Origin of the sequence: Streptomyces sp. NPDC048254, assembly GCF_043201895.1 — a bacterium.
In the GTDB taxonomy this organism is placed as follows: Bacteria; Actinomycetota; Actinomycetes; order Streptomycetales; family Streptomycetaceae; genus Streptomyces.
In genome coordinates, this window is record NZ_JBICZJ010000036.1 from 20,678 (window position 1) to 47,658 (window position 26,981).

25 protein-coding genes and 2 pseudogenes are annotated in these 26,981 nt (G+C 68.8%); 8 read left to right on the top strand and 19 right to left on the bottom strand.

Features of this window, described 5'->3' with window-relative positions; genetic code table 11:
* Window positions 1–119 precede the first annotated feature (119 nt).
* Window positions 120–704, top strand: a pseudogene (phoU, locus tag ACGFZQ_RS50585) (phosphate signaling complex protein PhoU); the annotation flags it as partial.
* 366 nt (window positions 705–1,070) lie between these two features.
* Here the strand turns inward: phoU and ACGFZQ_RS50590 are convergent.
* The gene (locus ACGFZQ_RS50590; protein WP_393846256.1) at window positions 1,071–1,883 is read right to left on the bottom strand and encodes a class I SAM-dependent methyltransferase; all 813 of its coding nucleotides are present in this window, start codon (window positions 1,881–1,883) and stop codon (window positions 1,071–1,073) included.
* Window positions 1,884–2,224: 341 nt separating this feature from the next.
* On the opposite strand from ACGFZQ_RS50590, the gene ACGFZQ_RS50595 reads away from it, so the two are divergent.
* Window positions 2,225–2,602 (top strand): hypothetical protein, encoded by a 378-nt coding sequence (locus tag ACGFZQ_RS50595; RefSeq protein ID WP_393846257.1) that lies wholly within the window; start codon window positions 2,225–2,227, stop codon window positions 2,600–2,602.
* 37 nt (window positions 2,603–2,639) lie between these two features.
* Here the strand turns inward: ACGFZQ_RS50595 and ACGFZQ_RS50600 are convergent, their stop codons facing one another.
* A complete protein-coding gene (locus tag ACGFZQ_RS50600; protein ID WP_393846258.1) occupies window positions 2,640–2,936 on the bottom strand; it encodes a hypothetical protein in 297 nt (98 codons plus the stop codon).
* Between the two features lie 588 nt (window positions 2,937–3,524).
* Between ACGFZQ_RS50600 and ACGFZQ_RS50605 the strand changes: the two genes are divergently transcribed.
* The 3 genes from ACGFZQ_RS50605 to ACGFZQ_RS50615 all read left to right on the top strand — a co-directional run bounded on the left by ACGFZQ_RS50605 (window position 3,525) and on the right by ACGFZQ_RS50615 (window position 5,109).
* Window positions 3,525–3,878 carry a DUF317 domain-containing protein gene (locus tag ACGFZQ_RS50605; RefSeq protein ID WP_393846259.1) on the top strand — a complete coding sequence of 118 codons (354 nt, stop codon included), beginning with the start codon at window positions 3,525–3,527 and terminating at the stop codon, window positions 3,876–3,878.
* A gap of 103 nt (window positions 3,879–3,981) precedes the next feature.
* Window positions 3,982–4,272: a hypothetical protein gene (locus ACGFZQ_RS50610; RefSeq protein WP_393846260.1), complete on the top strand. Its 291-nt coding sequence runs from the start codon at window positions 3,982–3,984 to the stop codon at window positions 4,270–4,272.
* A gap of 15 nt (window positions 4,273–4,287) precedes the next feature.
* On the top strand, window positions 4,288–5,109 hold the full coding sequence (locus ACGFZQ_RS50615) for a DUF317 domain-containing protein (RefSeq protein ID WP_393846261.1): 822 nt from the start codon (window positions 4,288–4,290) through the stop codon (window positions 5,107–5,109).
* A 149-nt stretch (window positions 5,110–5,258) separates the two neighbouring features.
* Here the strand turns inward: ACGFZQ_RS50615 and ACGFZQ_RS50620 are convergent, their stop codons facing one another.
* From ACGFZQ_RS50620 to ACGFZQ_RS50640, 5 genes are all read right to left on the bottom strand, one after another.
* Window positions 5,259–6,158, bottom strand: coding sequence for a hypothetical protein (locus tag ACGFZQ_RS50620; RefSeq protein ID WP_393846262.1), 900 nt, complete (start codon window positions 6,156–6,158; stop codon window positions 5,259–5,261).
* Between the two features lie 498 nt (window positions 6,159–6,656).
* Window positions 6,657–7,352: a hypothetical protein gene (locus ACGFZQ_RS50625; RefSeq protein ID WP_393846263.1), complete on the bottom strand. Its 696-nt coding sequence runs from the start codon at window positions 7,350–7,352 to the stop codon at window positions 6,657–6,659.
* Window positions 7,353–7,430: 78 nt separating this feature from the next.
* Complete coding sequence (locus tag ACGFZQ_RS50630; protein WP_393846264.1) at window positions 7,431–7,919, bottom strand: hypothetical protein; 489 nt, start codon at window positions 7,917–7,919, stop codon at window positions 7,431–7,433.
* A 402-nt stretch (window positions 7,920–8,321) separates the two neighbouring features.
* Window positions 8,322–10,052, bottom strand: coding sequence for a relaxase/mobilization nuclease domain-containing protein (locus ACGFZQ_RS50635; protein ID WP_393846265.1), 1,731 nt, complete (start codon window positions 10,050–10,052; stop codon window positions 8,322–8,324).
* Window positions 10,049–10,534, bottom strand: coding sequence for a plasmid mobilization protein (locus tag ACGFZQ_RS50640; RefSeq protein WP_393846266.1), 486 nt, complete (start codon window positions 10,532–10,534; stop codon window positions 10,049–10,051). The genes ACGFZQ_RS50635 and ACGFZQ_RS50640 overlap by 4 nt, the downstream gene beginning before the upstream one ends.
* Before the next feature lie 726 nt (window positions 10,535–11,260).
* On the opposite strand from ACGFZQ_RS50640, the gene ltrA reads away from it, so the two are divergent.
* Window positions 11,261–13,063, top strand: coding sequence for a group II intron reverse transcriptase/maturase (gene ltrA / locus ACGFZQ_RS50645; protein ID WP_393846267.1), 1,803 nt, complete (start codon window positions 11,261–11,263; stop codon window positions 13,061–13,063).
* A gap of 137 nt (window positions 13,064–13,200) precedes the next feature.
* Here ltrA and ACGFZQ_RS50650 read toward each other — a convergent pair whose 3' ends face one another.
* The 6 genes from ACGFZQ_RS50650 to ACGFZQ_RS50675 all read right to left on the bottom strand — a co-directional run bounded on the left by ACGFZQ_RS50650 (window position 13,201) and on the right by ACGFZQ_RS50675 (window position 17,662).
* Entirely contained in the window at window positions 13,201–13,437 is a 237-nt protein-coding gene (locus ACGFZQ_RS50650; protein ID WP_393846268.1) for a hypothetical protein, read from the bottom strand.
* An 86-nt stretch (window positions 13,438–13,523) separates the two neighbouring features.
* Window positions 13,524–13,715, bottom strand: a complete 192-nt coding sequence (locus ACGFZQ_RS50655) for a hypothetical protein (protein WP_393846269.1) — start codon at window positions 13,713–13,715, stop codon at window positions 13,524–13,526.
* Window positions 13,712–15,310 carry a hypothetical protein gene (locus tag ACGFZQ_RS50660; protein WP_393846270.1) on the bottom strand — a complete coding sequence of 533 codons (1,599 nt, stop codon included), beginning with the start codon at window positions 15,308–15,310 and terminating at the stop codon, window positions 13,712–13,714. The genes ACGFZQ_RS50655 and ACGFZQ_RS50660 overlap by 4 nt, the downstream gene beginning before the upstream one ends.
* The gene (locus ACGFZQ_RS50665; RefSeq protein WP_393846271.1) at window positions 15,307–15,948 is read right to left on the bottom strand and encodes a WhiB family transcriptional regulator; all 642 of its coding nucleotides are present in this window, start codon (window positions 15,946–15,948) and stop codon (window positions 15,307–15,309) included. The genes ACGFZQ_RS50660 and ACGFZQ_RS50665 overlap by 4 nt, the downstream gene beginning before the upstream one ends.
* Before the next feature lie 128 nt (window positions 15,949–16,076).
* The gene (locus tag ACGFZQ_RS50670) at window positions 16,077–16,766 is read right to left on the bottom strand and encodes a hypothetical protein (RefSeq protein ID WP_393846272.1); all 690 of its coding nucleotides are present in this window, start codon (window positions 16,764–16,766) and stop codon (window positions 16,077–16,079) included.
* A gap of 2 nt (window positions 16,767–16,768) precedes the next feature.
* Window positions 16,769–17,662 carry a helix-turn-helix domain-containing protein gene (locus ACGFZQ_RS50675; RefSeq protein ID WP_393846273.1) on the bottom strand — a complete coding sequence of 298 codons (894 nt, stop codon included), beginning with the start codon at window positions 17,660–17,662 and terminating at the stop codon, window positions 16,769–16,771.
* A 1,476-nt stretch (window positions 17,663–19,138) separates the two neighbouring features.
* On the opposite strand from ACGFZQ_RS50675, the gene ACGFZQ_RS50680 reads away from it, so the two are divergent.
* Window positions 19,139–19,963 carry a helix-turn-helix transcriptional regulator gene (locus ACGFZQ_RS50680; RefSeq protein WP_393846274.1) on the top strand — a complete coding sequence of 275 codons (825 nt, stop codon included), beginning with the start codon at window positions 19,139–19,141 and terminating at the stop codon, window positions 19,961–19,963.
* 656 nt (window positions 19,964–20,619) lie between these two features.
* Window positions 20,620–21,078 (top strand): DUF6228 family protein, encoded by a 459-nt coding sequence (locus ACGFZQ_RS50685; RefSeq protein ID WP_393846275.1) that lies wholly within the window; start codon window positions 20,620–20,622, stop codon window positions 21,076–21,078.
* Window positions 21,079–21,410: 332 nt separating this feature from the next.
* Here the strand turns inward: ACGFZQ_RS50685 and ACGFZQ_RS50690 are convergent, their stop codons facing one another.
* The 6 genes and pseudogenes from ACGFZQ_RS50690 to ACGFZQ_RS50715 all read right to left on the bottom strand — a co-directional run bounded on the left by ACGFZQ_RS50690 (window position 21,411) and on the right by ACGFZQ_RS50715 (window position 26,712).
* A complete protein-coding gene (locus ACGFZQ_RS50690; protein WP_393846276.1) occupies window positions 21,411–22,688 on the bottom strand; it encodes a protein-L-isoaspartate O-methyltransferase in 1,278 nt (425 codons plus the stop codon).
* 36 nt (window positions 22,689–22,724) lie between these two features.
* Window positions 22,725–23,414: an NUDIX domain-containing protein gene (locus ACGFZQ_RS50695; protein ID WP_393846277.1), complete on the bottom strand. Its 690-nt coding sequence runs from the start codon at window positions 23,412–23,414 to the stop codon at window positions 22,725–22,727.
* A 14-nt stretch (window positions 23,415–23,428) separates the two neighbouring features.
* Window positions 23,429–23,641, bottom strand: coding sequence for an NUDIX domain-containing protein (locus ACGFZQ_RS50700; protein ID WP_393846278.1), 213 nt, complete (start codon window positions 23,639–23,641; stop codon window positions 23,429–23,431).
* 81 nt (window positions 23,642–23,722) lie between these two features.
* Window positions 23,723–25,703 (bottom strand): annotated as a pseudogene (locus ACGFZQ_RS50705) (ATP-binding cassette domain-containing protein).
* The gene (locus ACGFZQ_RS50710) at window positions 25,700–25,825 is read right to left on the bottom strand and encodes a hypothetical protein (RefSeq protein ID WP_384577179.1); all 126 of its coding nucleotides are present in this window, start codon (window positions 25,823–25,825) and stop codon (window positions 25,700–25,702) included. Before ACGFZQ_RS50710 ends, ACGFZQ_RS50705 begins: the two are co-directional and overlap by 4 nt.
* The gene (locus ACGFZQ_RS50715) at window positions 25,822–26,712 is read right to left on the bottom strand and encodes a phosphotransferase (RefSeq protein WP_393846279.1); all 891 of its coding nucleotides are present in this window, start codon (window positions 26,710–26,712) and stop codon (window positions 25,822–25,824) included. Before ACGFZQ_RS50715 ends, ACGFZQ_RS50710 begins: the two co-directional genes overlap by 4 nt.
* Between the last annotated feature and the right edge of the window lie 269 nt (window positions 26,713–26,981).

Consider the following 26,981-nt stretch of genomic DNA (forward strand, 5'->3'; position numbering starts at 1 on the left):
GGCGCGGGCGCCGCGGCGGGGCCCCGGCGTTCCCCCACCACACCACCGCCGGCGCCCCCCCCCCCACCCCCGCCCCCCCCCGCCCGCCCCCCCCCGCCGCCCCCCCCCCCCCCCCCCCCACCACCGCGCTCCTCGATGCCGATCTACAGGTCGCCGAGAACGTGATCTCAGGTGATGCGGTGATCGATGATCTGCAGCGTGACTTGGAGGACCGCGCGATCGCGCTGTTGGCACGACAACAGCCGGTGGCCACGGACCTACGGATCGTGGTCACCTCGCTGCGTATGAGTGCCGATCTCGAACGGTCGGGAGATCTCGCCCAGCATGTGGCCAAGCTGGCGCGGCTGCGCTATCCCGACCGGGCGATTCCGCGCGACTTGCGGCGCACGATCCTGGAGATGGGCCAGCTCGCGCAGCGTCTGATGGCCCAGACCGCCGAGGTGCTCATGACCCGCGACGTCGACGCGGCGCTTCAGATGGAGCGGGACGACGACCGCATGGACGAACTGCACCGTGCGATCTTCCAGCACCTCATGGACGACCGGTGGCACCACGGAGTCGAGACGGCCGTGGATGCCACGCTCATAGGCCGCTATTACGAACGCTTCGGCGATCACGCTGTGGCGGTAGCCCGACGTGTGGTCTTCCTCGTCACCGGTGAGCAGGCGGACGACCTGCTCACCGAACGGCCCACGATCGCCTGACCGAGCCCGGGGCGCTCGCGACGCAGGTAGACCCGGCCTGCTCACGGCTGGCCGGGCTCACCGGCGGAGGCCCGGACCACATCACTGTTCCTGTGGCCTCCGCGTTTTCACAGGCTACGCGCGCCCCGGCTGGTTGCGCCCGCTCCCCGACGACTGGCGCGCCGCCGGATGACCGCCGGCGCAGATGTCGCCGGGGCCTGCCCGGTTCAGACGCGGGCACTTACAGCTCGCCTCAGCCATCTGTCGCCGTTCCGTGAAGCGGGACCCCTATCGGCTTCCATCACCTGCGCGGGCTGAAACGGGAGGCGGTGGCCAACCCGGACCCACCCACGATCAGCAGCGTCATGAGGCGACACCCTAGACCGGTCAGGGCCCGGTGATGGTGAGAATGTGGGCGGAGGCGTCGGTGAGGGCTGCGTGCGGTTCCGCGATGCGGGCCGCGGCGAGGGCCGCTTCGTACATGTCAGTGCCCATGAGGTTGGCGCTGGTGTACTTCTCGATGGCCTTGACCGCCACCCAGCCGGGTCCTTCGATTCCGTAGAGGCGGGGATCGGTAAGACCGACCTCCGTGACCTCCGCACGCAGCTCGGTGGAGGTCTGGAAGTAGGCGACGGTGAAGCCGCGCTGTCCGGCGTAGCGGCCCTGGGCCAGGGTGTCACGGACCCCGTCCTGGATCGCGGACTCGGTGATACCGATGGTCGCGATGTAGTCGAGGAGGGGCGAATACCGGGAGATCGCCGCCGCGGCGATGAGTCCGCCAGGCCGGGCCACGCGGGCCGCCTCCGTCAGCGCGGAGATCCGGTCGGTCTTGTCGTGGAGGTGGTAGAGCGGGCCGAGAAGCAGAACGACGTCGTACGTCCTGTCCGCTGCGGTGAGGCGGCGGGCGTCGCCCAGCTCGGCCGTCACTCCGTCGATGGCGGCTGCCTGGGTGACGTGCTTGGGGACGGGGTCCACGACGTGCACCGTGTAGCCGTCGTCGGCCAACCACCGGGCGTGCGTACCGGGACCACCGCCGACATCGAGCACGCGGGCCGGTGCCGGTGGGAGGTGGCGGCGCAGTAACTCGCGGGTGCGCGCGAACTCCAGGGTGCCTGTGGCGGTGGTCTGCAGCCGTGCGGCTTCGTCGGACCGGGTGTAGAAGTCGATGATCTCCGGGCGCACGGCGGGGCTGCTCGTCATCGGGCCGTCCTCGTCAGGAGGGGCTGTCGGTGTCCGGCAGGGTAGGGGAGACAAGGAAGTGATCACTTTGATTTTCGGAGCCCTGCGACGGTCCGGCCCCCACCGCCGCTGCCACACTGCCCGGCTCATTGTCCAGCGTCAGGTTCACGCCGTAGATCAATTTTGCTGTGCAGTCCGCTCTGAGAATGTGGCGCGGTTTTTGAGAACCTACAATTGGTGTAGGGTTTCGCGACTCGTGCCATCCGCCGCCTATCTGGCCTGGGCGTTCTGCAGGCATCTCACGCCGTGTCACCAGTCGGTTGTCTCAAGGCCCGTGTCATTCCCTCAGCTCTCGTGGTCGAGTGAGCAACCGTCCCGTGATCGTCATGCCGGACGCCGTGGCCGTGCTGACCAGCTGTCCCTGCTCGGCCCTCGCGGCAGCCGGCGAGCCCGTACCCGTGGTTTCCCGCATCCCCTCGCCTCGTCCCGCGCGGTTCGTGCGTGTCGAACGAATCGGTGGCCTACAACAGACCGTCGTGTCCGACCGGCCCCGACTCGACTTCCATGCGTGGAGTGAGACCGAAGCCGACGCGCATGACTTGTGTGCCCGGGTCCGCGCCCTGGTCGGCGTGGTCCCCGGGGTCCGGGGTGGGGTCACGGTGTACAACGCGACCGAAGTCGGTGGTCCGCAATGGCTGCCCGATGCCCCGAGTTCGCAGCCGCGCTATGCATTCGCCTGAATTCCACATGCGGGGTAGGACACTCTGAATTGCGTCACTAGACCCCCGTCACTTCTAGTGACCTCTGGGACTCTTCCATGAAGGCCCTTAACGCGGCCGAGAGTTCTCTATAGCCCTCGCTGATGCGGTGGTGATGGACGCTCGCCCTCTCTTTGTAGCTACTGAACTCTTCACTCTCGATGTCGCATCGAATATCAGTAAATCGCTCGGGCACCTGTGCAGGATCTATAAGGCTGTACAGACTTTCCACACGTACGACGATATGGTACGACCTCTCCATTAGCTCCAGGGCTACATCATTCACAGAAGATGGCCCCAGGAATAGCGTGTCCATGCAGGCTTCCTTATTGCATTGTGCATGGGAAAGACTGTCGCTGCGTTAGCTGTATCATCCCAATAGGCATCCTCTCTAACGCAACGCGCTAATGTCTCGCATATCCATCTCGCTCGCTCGTCCAGTTCCATACATGAGGCCGCAAGTCTTTTGTACGCGTCGCGCCGTGGAGTCCGCAGTTCTCTCTGATGTTCAGCGCGCACCGTGGCGCGCACCGTGGCACGCGCCGACCACGTGGACAGAAATGAAGCTCCAAACGTTGCTGCTGCACCTGCGAGTGCGCCACCAATGGCGGCCAATCCTGCGTCCATAAACGCGCATCTTACTGCCGTGCGTCGAGTTGCGTGCCTAAAACCCGAAATACGAGTGATAGTCGCGACCTGTGAGTCTCAATTCTGTGTCGGATCCGAAATTGATCCGGCATCGACCGTGAGATTCCGAAACGAAAATCGAGATCCTACAGCGAGTCAGGAGAGCAGTTCGCCGGGGGCAGACAGGAAAGATCGCGGAAAGACTGGCCAATGAGTGCGAGGGCATGTCACCGTAGACGACCTTGCAAGAAGCCCCAGGTCAGAGAGGTGATTGCCTGTGACCGTAGCCCCTGTGGACCCCGGTTTCTCCACCACCGTCGAGGCGTTGCGGCTGCGTGAGTGGCAGCTCGGTCCCGGTCAGCCGACCCTGGTCATGGACCAGTTCTCCGCGGAGGACTTCCACCTGGTCGTCGATGACCGCGCGGACGTGCACGTCAGCAGCAAGGACGGCAGGTTCTACCTCGGCTGGTTCCCGCTCGGCCGCCCCGGCACGGACGGCGAGGGATGGAAGATCGCCGTCAGCGGAACCGCCAAGGTCCGCGGCTACCACGTGTCATTCGATACCGAGACGCCGGCCGACATCGTCGCCGCCGCCGTAGCGCGCGTGCTGGAGACCTCGCGCCGCCTCTGACAGCGCGGACACCGTCAGATAGCGCCCGCCCTGTGAGCGAGCTGGCCGTCCGAACGGCGGCCCGCTCCACCGCCCCGTTTCCCCGCACCCCAGGAGGCTGTTCGTGACGTCCCCGGAGATGACCGTCGGCGATCTCATCGACCTGCTGTCCGGCTGCGACCCGAATGCTCCGGTCCGCCAGGCCATGAACCCGTTCTTCCCGATGGCCCACCGCTTGGCGCAGGTCCTGCAGTCGGTCGACGAGACCGGCCGGACCATTGTCTACCTCGCCGAAGGGCGGGACGAGGACGCCCAGCTCAGCCATCTGCCACCGGAGGTAGCCATCGAGCTGACGTGGCAGGGTCCAGTCCAGGCACCCCCGCGCCGCCCCCGCCGCCGCGCCGGCGGCAACTAGATACGCACCGAGCCCTTGGAGGCGCCCCTGTACCCCGACTTCCCGCCCGACTCGTCCACCCCGCGCGGCGGTCAGCCCGCGTTCTGGGTGGGCCCCCGGCATCTGGCCGGTGACGATGGGCGCCTCTACGACGTCGTCGCCGACATGCTCGCCGGCCTGGGCTGGACGAGCCTGACGATCGTCCGCGGACGGCACGAGCCGGACGAGGCACCGGAGGACCGCCAGGTCCTGCGCAGCACCGTCCTGCACATCAGCCCTGACGCCCTGCGCTGGGCCCAGTGGGGCCTGGGGGACGAGCCGTTCCAGCTGGGTGAGCTGCCGATCGCCTGGCAGGTCTCCGCCCGAGCCGAGGCGAGCAGCCCGCTCGCCCAGTGGTCGGCGTACTTCACCCGCGACGTCCCCGGCGAGGCGGTGGTCGACTTCCTCGTGGCGCTCGATGCCCACGGCCAGCCTGCCGTGCCGCTCGCTGGATCCGAGTTGGTTCTTGACGCCGTCGCCGCCCACGGGTGGTTCCGCGACATCGACCAGCCCCAGGCGGCAGCGACGGATCCGACGTTCACCTCGCACATCAGCCTCGGCGAGGTCCCGCCCCTCATTCAGGACGCCGACCCGCAGGTCTTGGCCGCCGAGGCCGACGAGACAGGGCCGGTCGGATGGCAGGCGTGGGCCGAGCCCGTGCTCGGCGCACCGTGTCTGTGGGCGGCCTCCTTCGCGGCCAGCGTCCCGCACGATCTCGTGGCCGCCTTCGCCGCCTCCCTCAGCTCGACCGCACCGGTCTTGCGCCGAGTGCTGCCCGAGGCCACCCGCGACAGGCTCCTGCGAGCGCCGGCCATCTAGCCTCCCGCTCGTATCTCGCGACGATTGCAGTCCGGCACCCTCCACTTGGGGGTGCCGGGCTTTCCTGCTTCTCGGGTGGAGTGGCCGTTGGATCTTCGACGCCCGGAATGATTCCTCAGCGGGGATGGGCCGACTGGCTTCGGGGACCGTCAGCGAGCCAGTTTGAGGCGTGCCGTCTCGGCGGCGTGGGACGCGGCTTCGATGTGCCCAAGTTCGCCGGCGAGCGTCGACACGAACGCATCGACCGCCTCGATGGCGCGCCCCTCCATGGTGTCGGGCTCAGCGAAGTAGGACGCGAACTCGCCGGCGCCAATGGTCGCCATAGCGGGTCGACGTGCCTGGTAGTCGGCCCACATCGGCCGGTAGACGGCGCGCACCCGGTCGAGCTCGGTTTCGTCGATCTCCTCCCGCCGGAGGAAGCTGATCGTCTGCTGGCGGGCCTTCCACATGGCGATGTGGTGCTGGACAGGGACGGGCCCGAAGGGGCCGGGAAGGGCTCGTTCGATCCTTGACATGCCGGGCTGGACGGGCCAGGGCGAGTACAGCTCGGTGAGGACCGCGGTCAGCCTGTTGATGTCGATCCGCCCGGTCCGCTCACCTTCCTCCAGGACGAGCTGGGCGGCGCGCCGCTGCTTGAGGGTGGCTGAGGGGTGGGCGAGTTGCTCGACGATGGCACGGACGTTTTCGCTGCGCCGGACGGCGGTTGTCTGGCCGGTGGCGCGGGCGTGGGTGCGCCAGGCTCGGCGTGCCTGGGGGGTGAGAACGATCGTGTCGTCGATCAGCCACAGGTACAGCACGATTCGGATCAGGGAGCGTTGCGGGATGCGCCCCAGTGGGGAGCGCTCACGAGCCTCCAGGAGTCTGGTGAACAGCTCGCGTTGCTCCGGCGGGAAGACTCGCGGGTCGCTGCCGTGCGCGCTGGTCTTGCGCGGTTCGGGGTTCGCGAGCATCCCGTCCTCGACCCAGGAGGTCACCATCCTGGGACTGGCTTTCATCACGCCCAAGGCGTGCGCGTCGGCGACCAGATCGGCCGAGGTTCCCTCGACCACGTGGTGATCCGATTCCCGTTCATGGCGCCGAACTTACATCGAGATTCGAGCCCCGGAAGCTGCATTCAGCGCACGTCCCCCGTAAGGCTTGGGGCCAGCAAAAACTGCACCCCGCACCGTATCCCTGCCAGGAACACGCGGTGCGGGGGCAGCCAACTCATCCCCTGAACGGAGACCGTCATGTCCCACCGTACGCACCGCCCCGTGCCTAAGCGGCGACGCGCACGCCGCTGTCTTGTCCAGGGCCTCGGGCAGGCGGCGTTCTATGCCGCTTCCGCCACGTTGGCCGGCGGGCTGGTCCGAGAGTTGCTCTATCTGGTCCACCTGTCCGCCTCCTCGTGCTGACCTGAACACCAGAGAGGTGCCGCGTCCGGGCCTGCCGGACGCAGCACCTCCGCGGCGCCCGGCTGCAGGTAGAGGATCACGCAGGCTCCGACTTCGCCAACAGCATCCTCATGGCAGCGGTCGGAGGCAGCAGCGCGGGGGCAGGCGGGCAGGTCAGCTGGCTGACGCGGCCTTGCTGAGTGCCTTGTCGAGGTGGCGGTCGACGAGGGCCGGGGAGCCGGAGACGACCACCAGCAGGCTGCCGTCGCGGATCGCGGTCTGTTTGACCACCGTGCTCTGTCCTCCCGCGGTGAACGTCAGAAGCTGGCTCCACTGCTCGTCACCGAGCGCGCGGGGCGCGGACAGTTTTTGCGAGGCCACGTCGACCGGCGTGCCGCCCGCGACGACCTGATAGGTCGGGCATCCGGTCATGGCGTCGAAGATCCGGTCGACGCCGTCGGACAGCCTCTTCGCGCTGTCGCTGTACAGCTCCTCGGAAATCTCGGAGGAACTGCCGCCGTAGGTGAAGTCCGCCTTCGCCTCGTGCGGGAAGGCGAGTGTGCCGACGGTCGCCGCGTTGCCGCCCAGTTCGCTCAGGGTCGGGCAGCCGATGACGGTGACATCGTCGTGCTGGGTCGGACGCTGCGGCTTGGGCAGGTAGCCGCTGCCGAGGTCGCTCTGGTCGAGCAGGCGGGACTTGAGCGCGGCCGAGGAGAGGGCGGCCGTCTCCCGGACGCCGTTGGACGGCTTTCCTGTCCGGGCGACGGAGGGGGTCTTGTGCTGGTCCCCGGTGGTGTCGGTGGAGCAGGCGGGCAGGGCGAGGAGGGCGGCGGTGATGCCGAGGGCGGTGGTGGCGACGCGAACGCGCATGACGAACTGACCCCTTGGTGCTAGGCGGCGGGTGGTCAGTGCGGGCCCGCGGGCCCGGTGGGGTCGTAGGAGTGGTGGTCAGTGCCCGAGGTGGCGCAGGCAGTCCTCGAACGTGGCGTGCGTCGCGTCCGCCGGGCCGGAGTGCCGGTTGTACCAGGCGGTGTCGATGCGGGTCTCCTGCTGCTGGTGGCCTGCCCGGCAGCGCAGCCAGATCTGGCCGCGGGTGGAGAGGATGAGCCAGTCCCGGTACGCGCCGCACTCGGCGCAGACGGCCATCTCGCCGTCGAGGACGAGGGGCTGCTTCCACGGCATCATCTTGCCCTCGACCTGGTCGTGGCTCGGCACGCGCAGTTCCGGCGGGAGGAAGTCGTCCACGACGGCGGCCGGCTCGGCGGGCTCCGGCTGAGGCGCCGGCACTCCGAAGCCGGGCGGGACTTGGCCCTGCAGCCGTGCGTGAAGCTCGGCGAACTCCCTCTGAGCTTCGCTCAGCTCCTTGGTCCGGCGGCGTATCCGGTGAAACACCCTCGCGTCCTCCTCGACCTCGGTACCTCGTCCTGCGCGTTTCATGATCGTGCCCCATGCCCCCAGCGGTTTCAATTCACAAAGTCCACAGTCGTCTTCGCCCAGGTCAGCCGGGATATTCAGGCGTCTCGGCTGACCGGATGACGAGTTGGCGACGGCAGTTGGCTCCGTGGCGAGACGGCGGTGCCACGATGTGGCCGCCCCCCTCGTTTCTCTCCAGGCGCTCAACTCGTGGGACGCCTACGGGCTCGACGCACCCAACCTGCGCCATGCCCGTCTGTCCTGCGGGCAACCGATGCCTACAGACTCCACATCGGACTTGGTTCGCCGCCGAGGTCCGATGTGGCGCACGATCATGCTGTGGAGCGTGGGGGCGGGGGGCGGGGGAGCGGTGGTGATCCCTTCTCACGGTGATGCGCTGAGGCCGCGCGGCGGCACTCGCCGGGCTCACAGGGGTTTACGCGACGTCTCGTCGCTGCTGCGCCGTCTTCCGGGCGCGGAGGGTTTGGTGGTCGTCCCACGTGCTGCGGACCGGCTTGGTGCGGCGCTGGTGTCGGGCAGGTGGGAGGCGTCGGCGGGTAGGTCGGCGGTCCGTCGCATCCGCCACACGAGCACGTCGCTGACGGAGTCCGCGGTGCCGAGTTCGCGCCGTGCAGCGACGTCGGACAGGAGGGCGGCCGGGTCGTGGCCGGCGGCTTCGGCTTCCGCGATGGTCGCGGCCAGGGCATACCAGCCGGGTTCGGCGAGGATCTGCTCGGCCAGCTCCGGCAGCGCCTCGCGCAGCAGTACGGTCTGCCGCTGGAGCAGCGGCCGACTCAGGCGTCGTCCGCGCTGGTAGAGGATGCCCAGGGGCTGTGCGGCGGCGGCCTGGTAGGCGGTGCGCAGGTGCTCGGCAGTCCGGGCGGCGGCCTCGGCCTGCTGGGCGTGTCCTTTCCGGGCGTGCCAGTGCGCGGCGGCGGTGATGAGGAAGAACAGCATGTCGATCGCCATGGCCGTGGTGGCGCCGTCCTCACCGCGGCCGAGGGCCGGGCCGCCGTGGATGAGGTCGCGGGCGGCCTGACGCAGAGCCTGATCGTGCCCGCGCACGGCGCGGACGTGAGAGCGTGAGGCCCGCTCGAAAGCCGTTGCAGCGTCGCGGAGTTCGCGGCGGGTGTGGGCAGCGGACGTCTTGGCAAGGGCATCCAGGACCTCGCCGACCGCGGCGATATGGGCGGCGACGACCGCGTCGTTGCTGTGCTCGACGACGAGCAGGGCCTGCCACACCGCCGAGGCTGTCCCGCGGCGTGCTGCGGCCGGACTGCCCGGCCCCGTAGGGATTGCATCCTCCTGCCGCGAAGCGGGGGCGTCTCCGGACCAGCGCTCGCGGATGCGGGGCAGGGAAAGGTCGGGGGCCAGGCGGGCGCCTGGGTAGAAGATGGGCTCGCCGTCCTTGTTCAGGTCGTCGGGCAGGGCGACCTTGTATCCGAGCAGGTCGCCGGAGGGGGCGGCGCGCTTGCGGATGAGGAGGCCGGAGGCGGCGAGCCGGTCGAAGAACTCCTCGTCGCTCCTCGCGCCAGCCACCGCCCGCCGTACGGTTTCGCGCAGTTCCTCGCGGGCGGTGCGCTCGCGACCCTGTCGTGCGGCCTTGTGCCGTTCGGCGCTGGTGGGCCGCTGCGCGGCGGTGCCGTCACCGGGTGCGACTTGGTGGAGTCCAAGTTCCTTCTCGATGAGCCGGGCTTCGGCCTGCGCTCGCTTACCGGATCGGTGATGGTCGGGGCGTCGGCCGTCTTCGCGCACGAGGGTGGCAACGATGTGGATGTGGTCATCGGCGTGCCGCACGGCGGCCCAGCGGCAGCCCGCCCCGTCGCCCGGGTCGATCCCTGTGGCGGCGACGATGCGACGCGCGATGTCCGCCCACTGATCGTCGGTCAGGATCGGATCGTCGGGCGCGGCGCGCACCGAGCAGTGCCACACGTGCTTGTCGGGGCGCTGGTCCGAGGTGAGGAGATGGAGCGGCTGGTCGAGCAGCTGCCCGAGATCCTTCTTGGTGGCTGCCTTGTCGCGTCCGGGGTCAGGTGACATGCCGTCGAAGGAGGCGACGAGATGCGGATCGACGTGTTCCTCATGGGTTCCCTTGCCGTAGAGGTAGTACAGCAGGCCCAGGGTGTGGCTGCCCTGCTTGTGAATCTGTGGAATCAACTCGCCTCGTTTGCCTGTCGGTTGGCCACGTTGTCTGCAGCTTTCCGCACCGCCTCGGCCGCTCGGTGGACGTCGGCCATCACCTGGGTCAGATGGGGAACGTCACCGCCGGAGTTGAGGATCTTGGCAGCTTGATTGAGGTTGCTGCCAGCCCAGCCGAGCTGACGCCTCATCGTGAACAGTTCGGTGAGCACGTCGCGTTCGGTGGCGATGGCGGCGGCGGTACGGGACTGGTCGCGGGCCATGGCTAGCCCGGCGTAGGCGAGGAACCCCGCCACGCTCATACCGGTGGTGTCTGCTCCGGCCTGGATCAGAGCGAGTTCGGACGGGTTGAGGCGGACGCTGTGCGCGCGACGTTGCTTCTTGTCGCGCGGACGCGCTCGCCCCTTCGGCCGCCCCTTGTGGGCGGCTTTTGGCTGCGATCCGCCCTCGGTCGCAGCCTTCCCGACTGGCGCCCCCTGGTGCCAGTCGGGCCGCGCCACCCCAGGGGCGGGGACGGGTTCGGACGCTGCCCCCTCGGGGGAGTGTCCGAACCTCCATCTTGCTGTGCGACGTGAGGCCGCATTTTCGGAAGTGAGGTGATTCTCGTGGAGAGGTTCAGACAAGGGATTTCCTCCTAATCAGTGTCGCGATTTGTCCCCGCGCTCACATGCGTCGCCGGTGACGGCGGGGTGTGAAGCTGAGCGTTCACGCCCAAGGGCACCTCGGCCATCGAGGGCCACAGGCAAGGGGAAGGCTGGACGGGCGAACGTGCGTGAACTCCTGGTTGATGCCTCGATATGGGACCCCCGAGATGGTCTGTTTTCGCGGGGGATGGCCCGGTGCTGCAAGGCACAGGCGGCCTCCGGTGCAAGCAACATCGGAGGTAGGACACCGCTGGCCACGGGGTATAGGGAGCGCCCACCCCAGCCGCATCTTCGGAATGCGGAACACGGAAACCCTGTCGGAGTCCGGTTCGACCGGTAAGCCAACCGTAAGGAAGGCCCAACTCCCCGGCAGGAACAGGATGGTCCAAGAAGCGAATGCCGGTTGGCCGAAAGGTCAGGGGAAACCGGACAGCGACTCTCCACGTGCTGTCCGCCATAACCCGCCGGATACGAGCCCTGGTGGCCCGGCCCGAAAGGGCGCCCACGTGGACCAGGTGAGCCTTTGAAGCCCCAACGCAAAGACGCTGGAACCAAGGGACAAGTTAGATGCCGGAGGCGCGCATGAGCACCACAGTGGCAGATGCGACTGCCCGCGCGTCCGAGGTGAACGGACCTGAGGACGGGCCATTCACACAGGCGTGGCACAGCATCGACTGGACCACGTGTGAGAGGAACGTACGGCGGCTGAGGCAGCGGATCTTCAAGGCATCGCGGGAAGGGGACCTGAAAAAGGTCCGGAACTTGCAAAAGCTCATGTTGCGAAGCCGCAGCAATACGCTGGTGAGCGTGCGCCGGGTGGCGCAGCAGAGCAGTGGTCGCAAGACCGCTGGCATCGACGGAGAACGCGCCCTCACTCCGGCGGCGCGGGCCAAACTGGCAGCGCACAGCCACCGGTCGGCCACTCCGTGGAAGGTTCAGCCGGTCAAGCGCGTGTACATCCCCAAGGCGAACGGTAAGCAGCGCCCGCTCGGCATCCCGGTCATCCGTGACCGGGTGCTCCAGGCCCGCGTGAAGAACGCTCTGGAGCCCGAGTGGGAGGCCCAGTTCGAGGCGAGAGCGTATGGCTTTCGCCCCGGACGAGGCTGCCAGGACGCGATCTCCGCCATCCGGGCCTCCACGCGAGGACCGAGGGCGAAGCGCCGTTGGGCGCTGGATGCGGATCTGGAAGGGGCCTTCGACCGCATCAGTCACGACCACCTGATGGCCATGATCGGGCAGTTCCCCGCCAGGGACCTGGTCCGTGCCTGGCTGCGGGCCGGCGTGATGGAGAACGGCCGTTGGGCGCCGACCGAGGAGGGAACTCCCCAGGGCGGCGTCGTCAGCCCTTTGCTGCTGAACATTGCTTTGCATGGGATGGAGAAGGCCGCGGGATTCCGCTATGAGAAGCACAAAGGGCGGGAGGACCATACCGCTCCAGGGGTACCCGTGTTGGTCCGTTATGCCGACGATCTGGTGGCGTTGTGCCACAGCGAGGAGGAGGCATATCGGGTCAAGGAGGATTTGGCGGCCTGGCTTGCGCCCAGAGGTCTGCGTTTCAACGAGGCCAAGACTCAAGTGGTCCACCTCGATGAGGGGTTTGACTTTCTGGGGTTCACCGTGCAGCGGCACGGGGACAAGCTGGTCATCCGGCCGAGCAAGGCAGCGTGCAACAAACTCCGGAAACGGCTACGGACGGACATGCGCGCCCTGCGGGGCGGCCCCGCCAAGGCCGTGATCCGTGCCTTCAACCCGGTGGTGAAGGGTTGGAGTGCGTACTACCGGGGTGTGGCGTCGCACCGAGTGTTCTGCTCGATGGACTTCTACATGTTCACGCTGCTCTACAAGTGGGCGAAACACAGCCACCAGAACCGTTCGGGGTTGTGGATCAAGCGCCACTATTTCGGTCGATTCAACAAGTCCAGACGGGACAACTGGGTGTTCGGCGACCACGCCAGTGGGGCCTACCTCCAGAAGTTCGCCTGGACTGCATATACCCGCCATGTCCCGGTGAAGGGGGCGGCGTCTCCGGACGATCCGGCCCTGAAGGGCTATTGGCGGGCGCGTCGCCGCATCAAAGCGCCACCGCCGATGGGAAAGACGAGTCTTCTCCTGGCGGCGCGACAGAGGGGCGTGTGTCCTTTGTGTCGTGAGGCGCTGATCGAAGGAGCCGAATATGAGCCGGACAATGTGCGTGAGTGGATTGCCTGGTTCTCGGCGTCGAGGAAGCTGCTCAACAAGCACCACCTCGTTTACCGGAGAGACGGCGGTACAGACGCACGAGCCAACCTCCGCCTTGTGCATGCCGATTGTCACCGTCAGCATCATGCAAACGACGGAGATCGGACCGTAAGTTCGTGTCCCACGAAGCCCAAGTGGCTTGCTTGAGCCGGATGCGGTGAAAGTCGCACGTCCGGTTCTGAGGGGGCCGGGGCACAGCGATGTGCCCCGGCTACCCGACCGCCCCGAGACCGAGTTGGAGTCGGGACAAGGTTCCGGGGTGGTGCTGCTCTTGGGTGCGTTCGTCATCGGGTTTCGGGCCTCGTGGAGCGGGTGTGCTGCTGGATGGTCGCGGCCAGGGCCAGGACGTCGGCCGGCCCTTGAAGGAGGCGGACGGGTCCGTCGGGGTGGGTCTGGACGAGCCACTGGCCGGTCGGTGTGAGTACGGCGGCGTGCAGGAGTCGTCGGCGGACCAGGACGTCGGCCGAGGCGCTGGCCTCGGCGTATGTGGGCTCGGTCGGGCGAGGGGGGTGAGGTATCACGGCGTGTCTCCTGGAGCGGGGCGGTGGCCCGGCACGGAGCCGGGCCACCGGTTGCGATGATGGCCTTGAGCTGGTGTTTTGCCGGGTCAGCCGCACTCGGGGCAGCGGCTGACGTGGCTGTTGAGCGCGCGGGCCATACGCTGCTTCGTCGAGGCAGCCTGCTTCGCGCTGGACTTCGCTGCCGGCCTGCCCGCGTGCCGCTGGGAGTGGGCGACCATGAAGCCGATCTCCCGCTTGTACTCCGCGCGGACGGTGTCGAACTGGTGACAGGTCTTCATCGGGCGGTGCTCCTGGTCGTCGTGGTGTCGTCGGTCCGCAGTTGCTGGAGGACGAGGCTCAGCCGGTCGTTCCGGCCGCCCTTCAAGCCCTCGCGGCGGAGGATTTCCCGCAGCTGCACACGGGTGACCGCCTCGTTGCCGTCCCGTTCGAGCAGGGCGGGGACGTGAGGACGGACCTGCTGAACGAGCTGGTCCACCGACTGCTCCGGTTCACGGGGCGGCCGCTGTGCCTGCGGAGTTGGGGGCTGGCCGCGTTTCCCCTTGTTCTTCGTCCGGGCCTTCGGCGTCGTCTTCCGGCGGAGGGGGACCTTGTGTCCCCGGTCCCCGGTGGTCTGGGTCCCCGATTCGGTGTCGGTTGGTCCCCGGTCCCCGGTGGTCTCGGTCCCCGAATCGGCGGCGCTCGGTCCCCGACGCGAATCGGCGCCTTGAACAGGAGCTTCTCGCAAGCCGCAGCCGGTCCCCGCGCCTGCGGCGTCCCCCTCCGCGGCCTCCGGAGTTGCGGGACCGGTCCCCGGGACCGAGCCGTTTACTGGTGCCTCGGTCCCCGCGACGGTCCCCGCGACGGTCCCCGTCCCGACATCTTCGGTCGCCGCGTCTGCCGATGCCTCCGAGTCCGCGATGTCGGGGACCGGTCCCCGCAGGCCGCCCGGTCCCCGGCCCGAGTTTGACTCGTCGAGACCATGGACCGGGACCGGCGCATTCGACATCGATGGTGAGGGGACCGTTGCTGCCGCTGTGGGCTGGTGCGACGGGGACCACGGAGAGGGGAGCGGGACCGTGGCCAGCGCGATAGCGTGCCGACGGGCGGCGAGCTGGTCGAGCAGTTGCGCACGCTGGAGGAGGTCGGTGCCGACCGAGGCCCTGCCGACCGCCTTGGAGAGGCGCCGGGTCAGCCGTCGGCCGCGGCGGTTTTGCTGCTGCTTGGGCGTACGGTCGGCGAGACGAGCCGCGAGGGCGACCGCGCGGGCGGTGGCACGGTCTCGGGTGATCTGCGCTGCGTCGCGGTCGCGCGCGGCGATGCCCAGGCGGGACAGCAGCCGCTCGCGTGCCTCCCGGCCCAGGACGGCGATCAGGCCGTTCGAGGTGGCGCCGGGGGTGCGCAGCCGCAGTTCGATGCCCATCGCGAGGTGCCACAGCATCGCCGCCATGACCGGTCCGACGAAGGCGCGGACCGTGCCGCCGATGGGGCCGCTCTCGGCGTAGGCGGGGATTATCTGCACCGTGGTGATCACCCAGACCAGCGTGCCCGGCAGCCCGGGAGCGCCCTGGGCGGCGAGGTTCTGCCGGGCCATCAGCGCGGTGGCGAACAGGGCGAGTTCGGCGGCGGCGAACATCCCGGCCCGCTCGGCGGTGCCGGCCATGTCGAGGTAGTCGGCGGCGAAACGCCAGGAGGTGTCGGCGCTGTAGGCGGTGCAGCCCAGCGCGGCGACCGAGGCGACTTTGACCGCCGGACCGCCGAGACGTTTCTGCGTTCGGGTTCCCCGGCGCCGGATGGCCCAGGCGATCAGCACGAGCGTGAGGGCGGCGGGCACGACGGCGGCCAGGAGGAGAGGGAGGTCCGAAGTGGCACCGAAGGCGAGGACGGGGCGGGTCATGCTGCCTTTCCGAGAGGGGCGTGCGCCGGGGCCGACGCTGCCTGGCGGCCTGCCGGCTGCTGCGTGCCGGGAGCTGAGGGCGCGGGGGTTCCCTTGGCCTTGGAGATCTTCTTCCGCTTCTTCTTCTGGCGGGGCATGCCGTAGTTGCGGTCACGGTCGAGGACCTTGTTGGCGGCCTGCCGGAGCAGGTCACGGGCGTGCTTGTGGCTGATCTGCAGGGCGGCGGCGAGCCGGTCGGGCCGCCAGCCGCGGACGTAGGCGTGGTCGATGACGACCTGCCGCTCGGTTTCGGTGAGGTGGACGTCGCGTCCCTGGAAGAAGGCGGTCACGCGCCGGTAGTCGAGGCGCTGGTGCAGGTTGTCATGCAGGGGGCGCCGCTCGGCTTCGGTGAGGCCGCCCCAGACGCCTTCCTTGAGGACGTTCTCCAGAGCGAAGTCGAGGCATTCGCGGCGCACCGGGCACCAGCCGCACAGCTCCTTCGCCTCTGCGATCTCTTCGTGGTCCCGGGGCCCGGGGAAGAAGACGGCGTCGGCGTCTTCGACGTCCATGCCGTGGCAGGTGCCGCGGGTGTGCCAGCTGGTGTCTGCGATGCCCCGCAGGCCGGTGGCCGGCGCGTCGTGGGTGGTGATGTGGCGCAAGGCATGTCTCCGATGTGCTGCCGCACCGGCCGACCGGGACGGTGCTCGGCGGGTGAGGCATCGGGTGCCGGCTGCGGCGCGCGGGCGTGCGCCGCAGCCGGTGCGGGACGTGGGGGTCGGTGCGCCGCTCAGGCCAGGGCGGGCTGCTGGGCGGCGGCGAGGTCGAGGCGGCCGGGGTGCGGGGCGGCGCGCGGGGCGGTTGCGCGCACTCCGTCGTCGGGGCCGATCCGCCGGCGGCGGCAGGGCTCGCCGGGCTGGGCCTTGCACCACTCGCAGCGCACGCTCAGGGCGTCGGGCTGCCCTTGGGCTATGGCTGCCTCGCGTGCTGCCCGGGCGGGCCGGTAGGGGGCGAGGGCGGCTCGGGCCGCGGGCGGGATGCAGGAGCCGACCTCGTCCAGCATCGCCTCCAGCCGTGGGTTGATCCCGTCGCGACCGCTGATGATCGCCCGGGCTTGTGCGGGCTCGGCGAGCCCGGCGGCGACGGCGCGGCGGGTTTTGGCCAGTTCGGCGGTCCAGGCGGCCTGGTCGTCCGGATCGGCGGACGGCGTCGGGTCGGAGTGCCGGGCCAGGCGGTCGCGCCGGTAGCTCTCCCAGGGACGGGCCAGGTCCGCGGGCAGGATCTGGTACGGCGAGGTGCGGATGTGCTGGCGGGCGGCGACGAGGACGTCCCAGCCGTGCGGGGTGGCCGTCGGCACGTCGGCGAGCAGTTCGTGCCACTGGGCGAGCTGGTCGCGTGCCTCGCCCTGGTCGGTGCGGATGGTGCGGGGGTCGAGTCGGCCGATGTAGGCCAGCAGGGCGGCGATTTCGCGGCGGTCCACGGTCAGCCCTCCGATCCGGTCGGCTCGTCGAGGGCGGCGAGGAGGGCGGCGGTGTGGGCCTCCGTCCGTGTCATGCCCCCCGGTGCGGCGGTGTTCCTGCCGGGCACGGCGTAGAGGTTCGGGCGGCTGGGGGCGTGTTCCCGGGCGACCCAGGAGCGCCAGTCGGCAGCCCAGGCTTCCGCCGGTTTCGGGGCGTGGGCCGCCCGGTGGGCACGCCACTTCGCGTCGGCGGCCTGCAGGCCCTGCTCGCCGAGTCGGTCGAGGTGCCCCTGCTGGCGGGCCCAGGTGTGGGCGGCGGGGTCGACCTGCCACTCGGCAGCCGAGAGGACGGCAGCACCACCACTGCTGTACCTCCGGTTCAAATCAGGTTCACTACGGTTCTGTGTGCCGGTAGCCGGTACATCCCTGTGCCGGTTTCCGGCACGTCGGGGTGCCGGTTTCCGCCTCGACCTGCCGGTTTCCGGTACTGCCGGTTTCCGGACCCTCGCAGGGGATTCCGGCACCTCACGCGGGCCGATTCCGTACCGCCGCAGAGCCGATAGCCGGAACTTCGCGGGACCGGCGGGCTCGTCTGCCGCCGTGTCACCGTCCGCCTCCTGCTGCTCGCGCCGGGCCTGGGCGACCGCTTCGGCGGCGAGAGGCATGCGGTAGACCGTGCTGCGCTGCGGGCCGACGAGGTCGTCGAGCACTTCCAGCTCGCCGGCCAGGAGCAGGCGCTCGACGGCTTCGCGCACCGTGGAGACCGAGGCACGGGTGCGCTTGGCCAGGCTGGACAGCGAGGCCCAGGAGATGCACTGCTCGTCGGCCACCCGGTCGGCGATCGACAGCAGGACCAGGCGCGCGGCCCCCCGGCTGGAGCTGTGCTCCCACACCCACTCACGGGCTTCGCTGCTCATCGGCCGCTCCCGACGAGGGGGCGCATCCGGCGGCTCGCCGGGGCCAAGATGGTGCGGTCCGGCACGGAGCGCTGAGGCGCCGAGGCGGAGGTGGCTGCCGCGCAGGCCAGGCGGAAGGGCCCTTTGCGCAGGGCAGGAGACATGCGATACTCCCCTTTGCAGTGTTGCCACGCTGAAGCGCCCGTCGGAAGGACTCAGCGTGGTGATGGTGGGCAGTCGCCGCCCTTGCCGGGGCGGGCATGCCGCTTAGCGTTCGGCGTCCGTGAGTTACCGCTCTCGGGCGCCGTCGCTGTTTGTGGACCTTCGCGGTCCGGGTCCGTGCTCTCCTTACGTTCGTCGCCGCGGGCGGGCTGCCCGGGGACGACGAACATACGCACGGACCCGCGTCAAGATCCAGACTTGGTTCTTAAACTCTGTACTGGTTGCAGAGAGTCACCGATTGATCGTGTGGCACAGTCGAGCGCGCGCGGTACGCCGGCGGAGTGCGGTCTGGTGAGCGGCGGACGGCTGCCACGCCGGCCGGAGGCGCCGACCCTCTGCGTAGGGCGGTGGGCATGTAAGACGCTCCTCCTGGTGAAGCCCGCGCCGGTATGCCCGTAGGAAAGGTCCGGCGCGGTGAAGGCGGTTAAAATCTCCCGCCCTTGCAGAGGCCGGAATGCCATTTAGTGCCCGGCGCCCGGGACTTGAAGCCTCCTTGGGCGTCGGCGCTGTTTATGCGGGTCTACGTCACCCGGTTATGTCGCACACTCCGCCTATCGATCGTCTTACTAGCGGGTGCCGGGCTGGGTGCCCGGCCGGGGTGACGAACATATGCGGGCATGCGTCAAGATCCACCCTGCTAAAAGACTCTCTGTAAATCGTCGGGACCGTCGGTACGTGCCTCTGCCGACCGAGGCGGCCGACCGGGACACGGGCAGCAGCAGACCGCCGCGACGTTCTCGCAGATGATCTTCAATGCGCCCTCCCTCGTGTCGCATGCCACAACGGCCTTTTCAACCGCCTGACCAGAGCGATCCAAATCACTTCTGCCCAGGAGTGCCCACGCTGATCCAGCGGGGGCATCGTTCACGACCATCCCCCGTGGCTCACCCCCGTGACCTGCGGTCCGTTGTGCGGACGGACAGATCTTGGGCTTGGTCCAGATCGTTCGTCAATCCACGCAAACGATCACAGCGGAGTAACGAGATGCCTGCTCGGGCAACGCTCGATATGATCCATCACTGTTCAACGTGCCTATATATGGCCGGACTTCGCGAGACCTGAGTAATGCGGCTGTCGAGGACCCTCTGCGTTCCCTGGGGACAAGTCGGTCAAAAATCGGTGACCGGCAATCTTCTGCCGGTCGCGCAGCGCCACCATCAATCTGCCATGTGACGCAGGGAACAGCGCCTGATTGACAGGGGGCTCGCGTGTTTTGGTCCGGATACAATCTGGCAGGATCAGAACCATGCAGACGAGAACTGCGAGGAAAGCGGCATGCGCGGGGTCATAAAGAATGGCAGCAGTGAAGGAGGATCCACCGGGGTCGGTGTCCTGCTCCGCGCCTTCCGGGCATCTGCCAGTGCCACGCTCGGCCGCCCGATCCTCCAGAGGGAAGTAGCCGACGCCCTGCATAGGAGCGAGCGCTGGTACCGGGACCTTGAAGGCGGAATGATCACCCGGACCTTCACCCGCCACGAACTCGACACCATTGGCACGTTGCTCGGACTCGACCGGGTCCAGCGACGTGCGCTGTTCCTCGTCAGCAACGGCGGGGGCCTCTCCGGGCTGGAAGCCCACGAGCCACCGCGCATCAGTGACGAACTGCGCTTCCTGCTGGACCAGCAGCCTTTCCCCGCCTACGTCATCGATGCCAACTGGAACGTCCTGGCGGTCAACACGTCCATGGCCGCCCTGTTCCCGTGGTCGACCGCCCCCGAGGCCAACCTCATGCGCTGGCTGCTCCTCAGCGATGAGGCGCGCGACCAGCACCTGAACTGGGAGGCCGACGCGGAGGTGTGCGTCCGCATGCTCCGCGACGCGGCCGTCGACCGTCCCCACGACCCAGACCTCCAGCAGCTCATCAGCGACACCCGTCAGAACCCCGCCGTACGCGACCTGTGGACCCGTGGCGCAGCCGACTTCGCTGACCACTATGACGGCCACATACTGCGGATGACGCTTCCGCTTTTCGACGGTCAGGTGACCGAATTGGTCACCCACGTTCTGCAACCAGCCGGCCTTCCTGGTTGCCGCATGACGGTCCTGACCCAGCGAGCAACCCGGGAGCCGGCGGGCGAGCAGCCGGTCCAAGCAGACTGACGGACCCCTCCGCCGGCACTCGGATATCCGCGGCCTGGTCGGGGAATCCGTGTCGGGCGGCCCCCCTAGCCAGCCTCTGTCAGCCGGTCGCTGGGCAACCCGTGGTGACGGTCCCCTCCGAGCGCCAACAGCTGGCGGCAGCGCGGGGGCCATGGTCTACCCACGCTTCTGCGCGTACGCAGCCGGATGTCGTCGAGAGGGCATTTCCGCAGGAGTCCGTGGCGGGCGGTCCCTTGGGATCTGGGCGTGGTCAGGTGTTCGTCGTCGATGCGGTGAACACCCCGGCCGAGGCAAGGCCCTCCGCTCGATGCTGTTCGGTAGCTGGTGGATCCAGACCGGGCCGGCATGGCATGACCGGCCTCCGTGGCCGGCATCCACCCGTTCTTCCGCGCCAGCGGAGCTGTCCGCTCCCCTCATATTCGAGGGCGACGATTCCTGCGGCTGCGGCCTGTTGAACTGCCCCAACTCTCAAGTGCTGCATTCAACTCACAAGCTTACGGCCTGACTTCGATGATAATTCCGCCACAACGACAGCAACCATCTCATCGCGCACCGTCACGGAAAAGAAGGTGTTTGTTACGGGCTGGCGCCGTCCGCAGCAACTGCGTGGCCAGAGTCACCCTTCAGGGAAGGGGGGAAGATAATAGGATGGGGCAATGATCATTCGTGATGCGCGCGGGGGGCAAGTCCTCCGCATAGGAGACCCGGGGCAAGGGGTCCATCTGCTGTTCTCCACGCCGATGCGGCCGTACGGAGACGGCGATCCCGCGCTTGACATACCCGTACAGGCCAAGGGTGCTTGGGTGGACGTCAGCGATTGGGTCCGGACGCTGGATGGTGACGGACTGGTGGAATTCCTCTCATCGCTGGCTGACGGATCAAGCAGCTGGAGCGAAGCTCCCACTTGGCAGTCCAGTGAAGGGCAATTGAAGATATCCGCGCAGCGTTCGGACGGGCGCATCGTCTTGACATGGGGGATGTGGGGAAAGGTGACCGAGTCCGAAAGCGCGTGGTATTTCGAGACCGTCATATCACACAAGGGTGAGCACGAGATGCGCGGATTTTCCGAAGCATTTCAGGTCCTGTTTTCTGGAAAGTCAGAGAGAGTCGCCTGACTGGGCGCCAGCACCCCAGGTCTTCTGCCGCTGCAAGTGCTTGCAGCGGCAGACCGCTAAACTGCCCCATCAACCTCTTTCCGGCCATCTGGCGTTCTGACGTCTGCTGTCCTGCGGATGCCGAGGTGACGGGACAGGCCGCCTGTGGATCGTTTTGCCGCGCGACGGCGTTGGCCGTCAACGAACCGCATTACGGCGCGGACTTCTATGCCGACGTAGGCGCCCGGATTCTTCCCGTGGGAGAGAACGAGGGACCTTGTGCACCTCGTGGTCACATCGGTCAGCTGAGCCCTAGCCTTTTCCCGGAGCCGAGGTGGGGTGGCAGGGTTGGTTCATCGGGCGTCCTCCGTGGTGCCCGGCCGGTCGTCGGTGAGCTGCCACGACAGCCGGTTGCGACCGCGTCCGGCGCTCGCCCACTGCCTGCCGTCCGCATCGAACTCCAGCCCGTAGGCGGATGGTTCACCCGCCGCCTTCCATCGGGCGGCGGTCTGCTGGATTTCCTCCCAGATGGGCCGGGGCCCGGACGCGGTGATCGTGGAGGTGCCAGGGCCGTCGGGACTGACTCGGATCCAGGATCCGCAGGCGGGGGAGCCGATCCGCAGGCCGGGGGCGCCGAATGCGCGGACGAGGCCGGGGTACAGGTGGTCGAGGGCCAGCCACATCCCGCGCGCCGCATCGGGCGGAGGCGGCCGGTGGCCGTGGCTGGTCACGCCGCCCCCGGAGCTCATCTCCCGGCGGAACGCCGCGGACAAGCTGAGCCGGTCCCAGCCCCATCCGGCACGGTGCCCGAACTCCTCCGCCCGCAACTCGGCCTCCACGACACCCGCCCCGGTCTTCGTGATCACGGCGAGTGCGGGCCATGACGGCGAGCTGGTGCCGACGGTCACCAGCACCACACCGCGGTGCGCGAGCTGCTCGACGAGCGCCATCGGTACACGGAGCACGGCGAAGGACACGAACACCCGGTCGTAGGGAGCCTGCTCGGGCCAGCCGAGTTCTCCGTCGCCCGTGACGACGACGGGCCGGTGGCCGATCGCCGCCAAGTTCATGGCGGCGGCTGCGGCGATGTGGGCGTCCCGGTCGATGGTGAGGACGCCCGCGTCGCCGGCGATCCGGCAGGCGACCGCCGCGGTCACGCCGGCGCCCGTGCCGACATCGAGCACATGCTGCCCGGGCCGCAGATCCAGCTGTCCGAGGAGCCGCGCCGTCATTCCCATCACGCTGGACATGGCGGTCATCGCGCCGCCGGAGCGGCTCCCGGCGCGGCGGCCGAGCAGCGGTTCCCCGTCGTGCTGGACGGAGACGCTGTCCCCGCTGTACAGCACCCGCAGCAGCTCCGGCCGGTGCCGGGGATCCGACCAGTCGAGCAGGTCCCAGTGCGGTGGCGTCTGGTCGGGGGCGCTGCGGCGCACGTATGCCTGCGGGATCAGCCGCTGCCGGGGCAGCGAGAGCAGGGCGTCGGCCACCGGGCCGGGCGACAGATCGCCGGACTCCATCAGGCAGTCCACCATCGCCGCACGGGCCGCGGAGGCGTCGGCGTCGCTGACGGTGTCCTGGAACGGTGCGCTGTCAGGCGCCGTGGTGGTGGGGGGTGGTGCGGGTTCGGACATGAGCGTCGTCTCCAGACAGGACAGGGACCAGGGGTGTCAGGTCCAGCCCATTTCGGTGTAAAGGCGGCCGTGGCGGATGCCGTCGATCGCGGCGCGGGTGTAGGCGACGGTGGGCTCCGGGAGAGCATCGGCGGGCCACCAGCCCCAGCCGACGCACTTGGCCGGCTCCATGACGCGGGGCTCGCCCGACCACGCCCGCGCGCGGAACACGAGCTGCATACGCGGCACGGTGCCCGGCGTGTCCAGAAGGTGGACGACGTGGACGAATTCGACGTCGGCGGCAGCGACTTCGAGGCCAGCTTCCTCTTTGGCTTCGCGGATCAGGCAGGCGATGGCGGACTCCTGTTCGCAGTGGCCGGCCAGGAAGTGGTGGTGCGAAGGCGCGTACGCGGAGGCAGGGTGGCGCAGGCCGAGCAGGACGTGGTCGTCGCGCTCGGCATAGAGGTGGACGCCGACGATGTTGGGCACGGTCCTGGTGCCCGGGGCGCGGACGCGCAGGACGGGGAGCGGGGCGCCCGAGGGCGGGCCGGCGGTGAGGGTGGTGCGGTGGTGGGCGATGACGGCGGTGGTCATCGGGTCCGTGGTCAGCCAGGGGATTTGACCCGGATCGGTCCAGCGCAGCATGATCCCCTCGGCGAGCGGTACCGAAGCAGGGTCGCCGCTCCAGGTACCGGCGTAGACCTGGACCCGGCTGGTCACCCGGCCGTCGGGTCCGGTGTCCTCCACGACGGCGAACGCACTCAGGTCGGCGATGCGCAGGTCTGCTTCCTCCAGCAGCTCGCGGGCGACTGCCGTACCAAGGCTATCTCGCCGGGCTCGGGGTGCCCACCGGGCAGCGACCACAGTCCGGCACTGGGAATGGGTTTGTTCGCATCCCGTAGATGCAGCAGGTAGCGGCCATCGGGGTGGACCAGAAGGGCGACCACGTTGGTGCGCAGGGGCGGCTCGGCCATGCGAGTTCTCCATGTGGACAGGCGAGATATGAGAAGGACCGGGCGCCGCATATACCCAGGCAGCGGCGCGGCGCCCGGATGTCAGCGGTTGGTGGACAAAGCCAGAAGCTCCGCGAACAGACCGTTCCCGGGGGCGAGTTCGTCGTAGGTGCCCTGCTCGGCGATCCTGCCGTGTTCAAGGACAAGGATCTGGTCGGCGATCTTGGTGTTCTCTGGGGGTTCCCGGCCGTGGTGTGACGTCGTACCGATCCCTCTCGTTAGGGAGGTCGTGACGGTTCTCCAGCCGGTGCGTCACCACGATCGTGATGCGGTCCGCCGCCATGGCTTTGAGCGTCTCGAACGCCCGGTGCTCTCCTTCCGGGTCGACCTGGGAGGTCGGCTCGTCCATGATCAGCAGCTCCGGGAGTCGGTGCAGACCCCGGGCGCACGCCACCCGCTGCCACTGTCCGCCGGACAGTTCCACTCCGCTGAAGATCTCCCGCGCCAACAGGGTGTCGAGTTGATCGGGTAGGTCCTCGACCGCCTCGCGCAGTCCGACCGCGTCGATCGCCTCCCACACCGGCACGTCGCCGCCGGGAAGGGGCTGGCCGAGGTTGACGTTCTCCCGCAGCCGGAGCGGCCACTGCGCGAAGACTTGCGGGACCAGACCGGTCAGTGTCCACACGGTGTCCGGGTCCACTGCGGCAAGGTCGGTTCCGTTCCAGGTCCCCGTGCCGTTGTCGGCCAGGAGGATCCCGGCGAGCAGGCGGGTCAGGGTGGTCTTGCCGGAGCCGTTGACTCCGACCAGCGCCAGGATCTGCCCGCGCCGCAGGGTCAGCGACACCCCGTCGACGGCCGGCTTGTCCTTGCCCGGATAGCGGTACACCACCCCCTGCACGCAGACCTCGTCGATGGGCGCCTCAACCGTCAACTCGCCGCGATGAGGGCCCTTTTCCTGGGCTTCGTCGAGGAAGGTGGTCATGTCGCCGAGGTAGAGGCAGGTGTGGAAGACCGCGGCGGCGCTGCGCACCAGTTGGGTCAGTGCGCCCAGGGTGGTCCGCACGGCGAAGACCGCGGTCGCGGCGATCGCCACCGCGATCTGGCCGGTGGCCGCCAGCCAGTACAGCGCCGCCCAGGTGGCCACCAGGAACAGCCCGCCGCACGCCGCCGCCCCCAGGTTGATCCGCAGGATCCGGGGAGCCGCGGCCAGCGAGCGCTCGTCCGCCTGCTGCGACAGGGTCCGGTACCAGTACAGCAGGTAGTCGGCCATCGAGTTGGCGCGGACCTCGTCCCCGTACTTCGGGCTCGTCGCCCACCAGCGCATCATCCCCCTGGCGTTGCGGTTGGCGATGTTCGCGTAGTGGATCTCGTAGTCCACGCGCGCGGTGAGTGCCGAGCCGGCGCCCGCCGGGAGCACGGCCAGCAGCAGGAACGGCAGCAGCCGCCAGTCCAGCACCGCCAGGACCCCGCACGCCGTGACCAGTTGGATCAGCGAGGACATCAGCTGCTGGGTGTCGGCGACCATCACGTGGGTGCGGATCACGCCCATCTCGGCGGCTTCCTGCCGGTCGTGGAAGCCGTCCTCGCTGTAGGCTGCGGCCTCCACCCGACACACCGAGGAGACCAGAGTCGTGTCGGCCTCCGTGGTCAGCTTCGGGGTGATCCGCCGGTCACCGTAGGCCGAGACCGCACTCGCGGTACGCGACAAGGCGGCCATCACCGCGACGAAGATCAGCGCGGGCAGCACCTGGTGCAGCCGCTCCTGCACCGTGCCGTCCCCGAGGATCGAGCGCATGACGTCCGACGTGGCGGTCAGCTGTCCGGCCGCCGCCAGGCGGACCGTCACCTGGCAGACCAGCAGCAGGACGACGGCCACCCGGTCGACCGCCCACGACATGCCCGCGATCCTCTTCACCACCGACGGGATCCGGGCGCACAACGCCCTAAACGACACCCCGTCCATGGGGTTGACCGAGTACTGCCCGGTGTACTTGATCTCCGCAGGCGTCGGCGGCGCAACCGTCGTTCCAGCGGCCTTGGTTGAGGGGCGGAAGCCCTGTGCGGGCACGGTCGGTTGCGTCATGACGTGCCCCCGCTCGCCGGCACGGTGAGGGTGATGTAAAGCCGCATGGGGGTGAATCCCTCCAGGACCTCGCGTACCAGAAGAACGATGACGTTTACCGGGCTCATGTACAGATCGCTCACGCGGTCGGCACCTCCAGCCGGGCCTGCGTCGCCCGCCCGCGCTCGACGATCTCGTGGTCTCCGTTGGGCACGCCCCAGGCGATGGCGCTCGCCGCGTCCAGCGCGGACAGGCAGCGCAGAGCTCGTTCCTCGTCGCTGGTAAGTCCGCGGCCGTACCCGTCCCAGAACGCCTGCTCCAGGTCGGGGCGCCCGACCCAGGGGCCGCAAGTCAGAAGGACGACGTCGGCGAACGCGGCATGCGGGCGGGCGCGTTCAAGATCCACGGCCCCGAACGCGTTGCTCGCGCGGTCGGCATCCAGCAGCCAGTTGCGCTCCTGGAAGTCACCGTGGATGTATGCGGCTGGCAGTGGTCCGATCTGGCCGAGTTCGGCGGCATGCCACCGAACGGTCCGCCGTTCCCCGGCGCTGATCAGATCCCCGGTCCGTTCCAGGTGCTTGTCGGCGTCGGCGGCGGCCCGGGCGATCTCCGCGGCGGCGTCCTTGCGGTCTTGGACCGACAGATCGCTCGGGCCGCCGTGGAAGCGCCGCAGCCAGCCTCCGGCGTGGCGGTGCAGTGTGCGCTCGCCGCCGGAGGCGAGAGAGAGCGACTTCACCGGGAGGCCGAGGACGAGTGAGAGGAGGAGCGCCTGCTGGTGCGCGTCGGCTGCCCTGAGCAAGGGGACGGTGCCCGGTTTTAGACCGGGGGCCACTTCACGCAGGGCGCGGGTCTCCCGTCCGAAGGACGTCGGGTTCGGGGACAGCTTCGCGAAGGCCCGACCGGTGGCATAGGTCAGTTCCCACACACGGGAGTTGGGGCGGTTGTGGGAGACGTCGCGTTCGGACACGGGGCCGACGATGGCCTGGACCCATTCCCGCAGTGCGGGTGGAATCGGGGTGGTGGCGCTCATACCCCCCACCTCGGTTCCGGGCGTGATGTATCCGCGATGCCGGCCGAGGCACTGTCGCACATCGTCACCAGGGATCGAGCAGCAGTCGCCCGGACGTCCCCGGGCTGTCCAGGGAGAGGATGGGTGGTGACGAGGGTGGGGTTCATTGAGACTCCTGAGGTTGACCGGACGAGAGGACGTGCCGGTGGCCGACGCGGACGGCGGTTACCAGCACGCTTCACCAACAGAGCGGCCAGCAGGCCGGATTGGGGATGACTGATGATGACCGG

Bases quoted from the DNA above. Each gene is read 5' to 3' on its own strand.
- ACGFZQ_RS50590 (WP_393846256.1), bottom strand. From the start codon at position 1,883: ATGACGAGCAGCCCCGCCGTGCGCCCGGAGATCATCGACTTCTACACC.
- ACGFZQ_RS50600 (WP_393846258.1), bottom strand. From the start codon at position 2,936: ATGGACACGCTATTCCTGGGGCCATCTTCTGTGAATGATGTAGCCCTG.
- ACGFZQ_RS50625 (WP_393846263.1), bottom strand. From the start codon at position 7,352: ATGCGCGTTCGCGTCGCCACCACCGCCCTCGGCATCACCGCCGCCCTC.
- ACGFZQ_RS50630 (WP_393846264.1), bottom strand. From the start codon at position 7,919: ATGAAACGCGCAGGACGAGGTACCGAGGTCGAGGAGGACGCGAGGGTG.
- ltrA (WP_393846267.1), top strand. From the start codon at position 11,261: ATGAGCACCACAGTGGCAGATGCGACTGCCCGCGCGTCCGAGGTGAAC.
- ACGFZQ_RS50655 (WP_393846269.1), bottom strand. From the start codon at position 13,715: ATGAAGACCTGTCACCAGTTCGACACCGTCCGCGCGGAGTACAAGCGG.
- ACGFZQ_RS50660 (WP_393846270.1), bottom strand. From the start codon at position 15,310: ATGACCCGCCCCGTCCTCGCCTTCGGTGCCACTTCGGACCTCCCTCTC.
- ACGFZQ_RS50675 (WP_393846273.1), bottom strand. From the start codon at position 17,662: ATGAGCAGCGAAGCCCGTGAGTGGGTGTGGGAGCACAGCTCCAGCCGG.
- ACGFZQ_RS50680 (WP_393846274.1), top strand. From the start codon at position 19,139: ATGCGCGGGGTCATAAAGAATGGCAGCAGTGAAGGAGGATCCACCGGG.
- ACGFZQ_RS50685 (WP_393846275.1), top strand. From the start codon at position 20,620: ATGATCATTCGTGATGCGCGCGGGGGGCAAGTCCTCCGCATAGGAGAC.
- ACGFZQ_RS50690 (WP_393846276.1), bottom strand. From the start codon at position 22,688: ATGTCCGAACCCGCACCACCCCCCACCACCACGGCGCCTGACAGCGCA.
- ACGFZQ_RS50700 (WP_393846278.1), bottom strand. From the start codon at position 23,641: ATGGCCGAGCCGCCCCTGCGCACCAACGTGGTCGCCCTTCTGGTCCAC.
- ACGFZQ_RS50715 (WP_393846279.1), bottom strand. From the start codon at position 26,712: ATGAGCGCCACCACCCCGATTCCACCCGCACTGCGGGAATGGGTCCAG.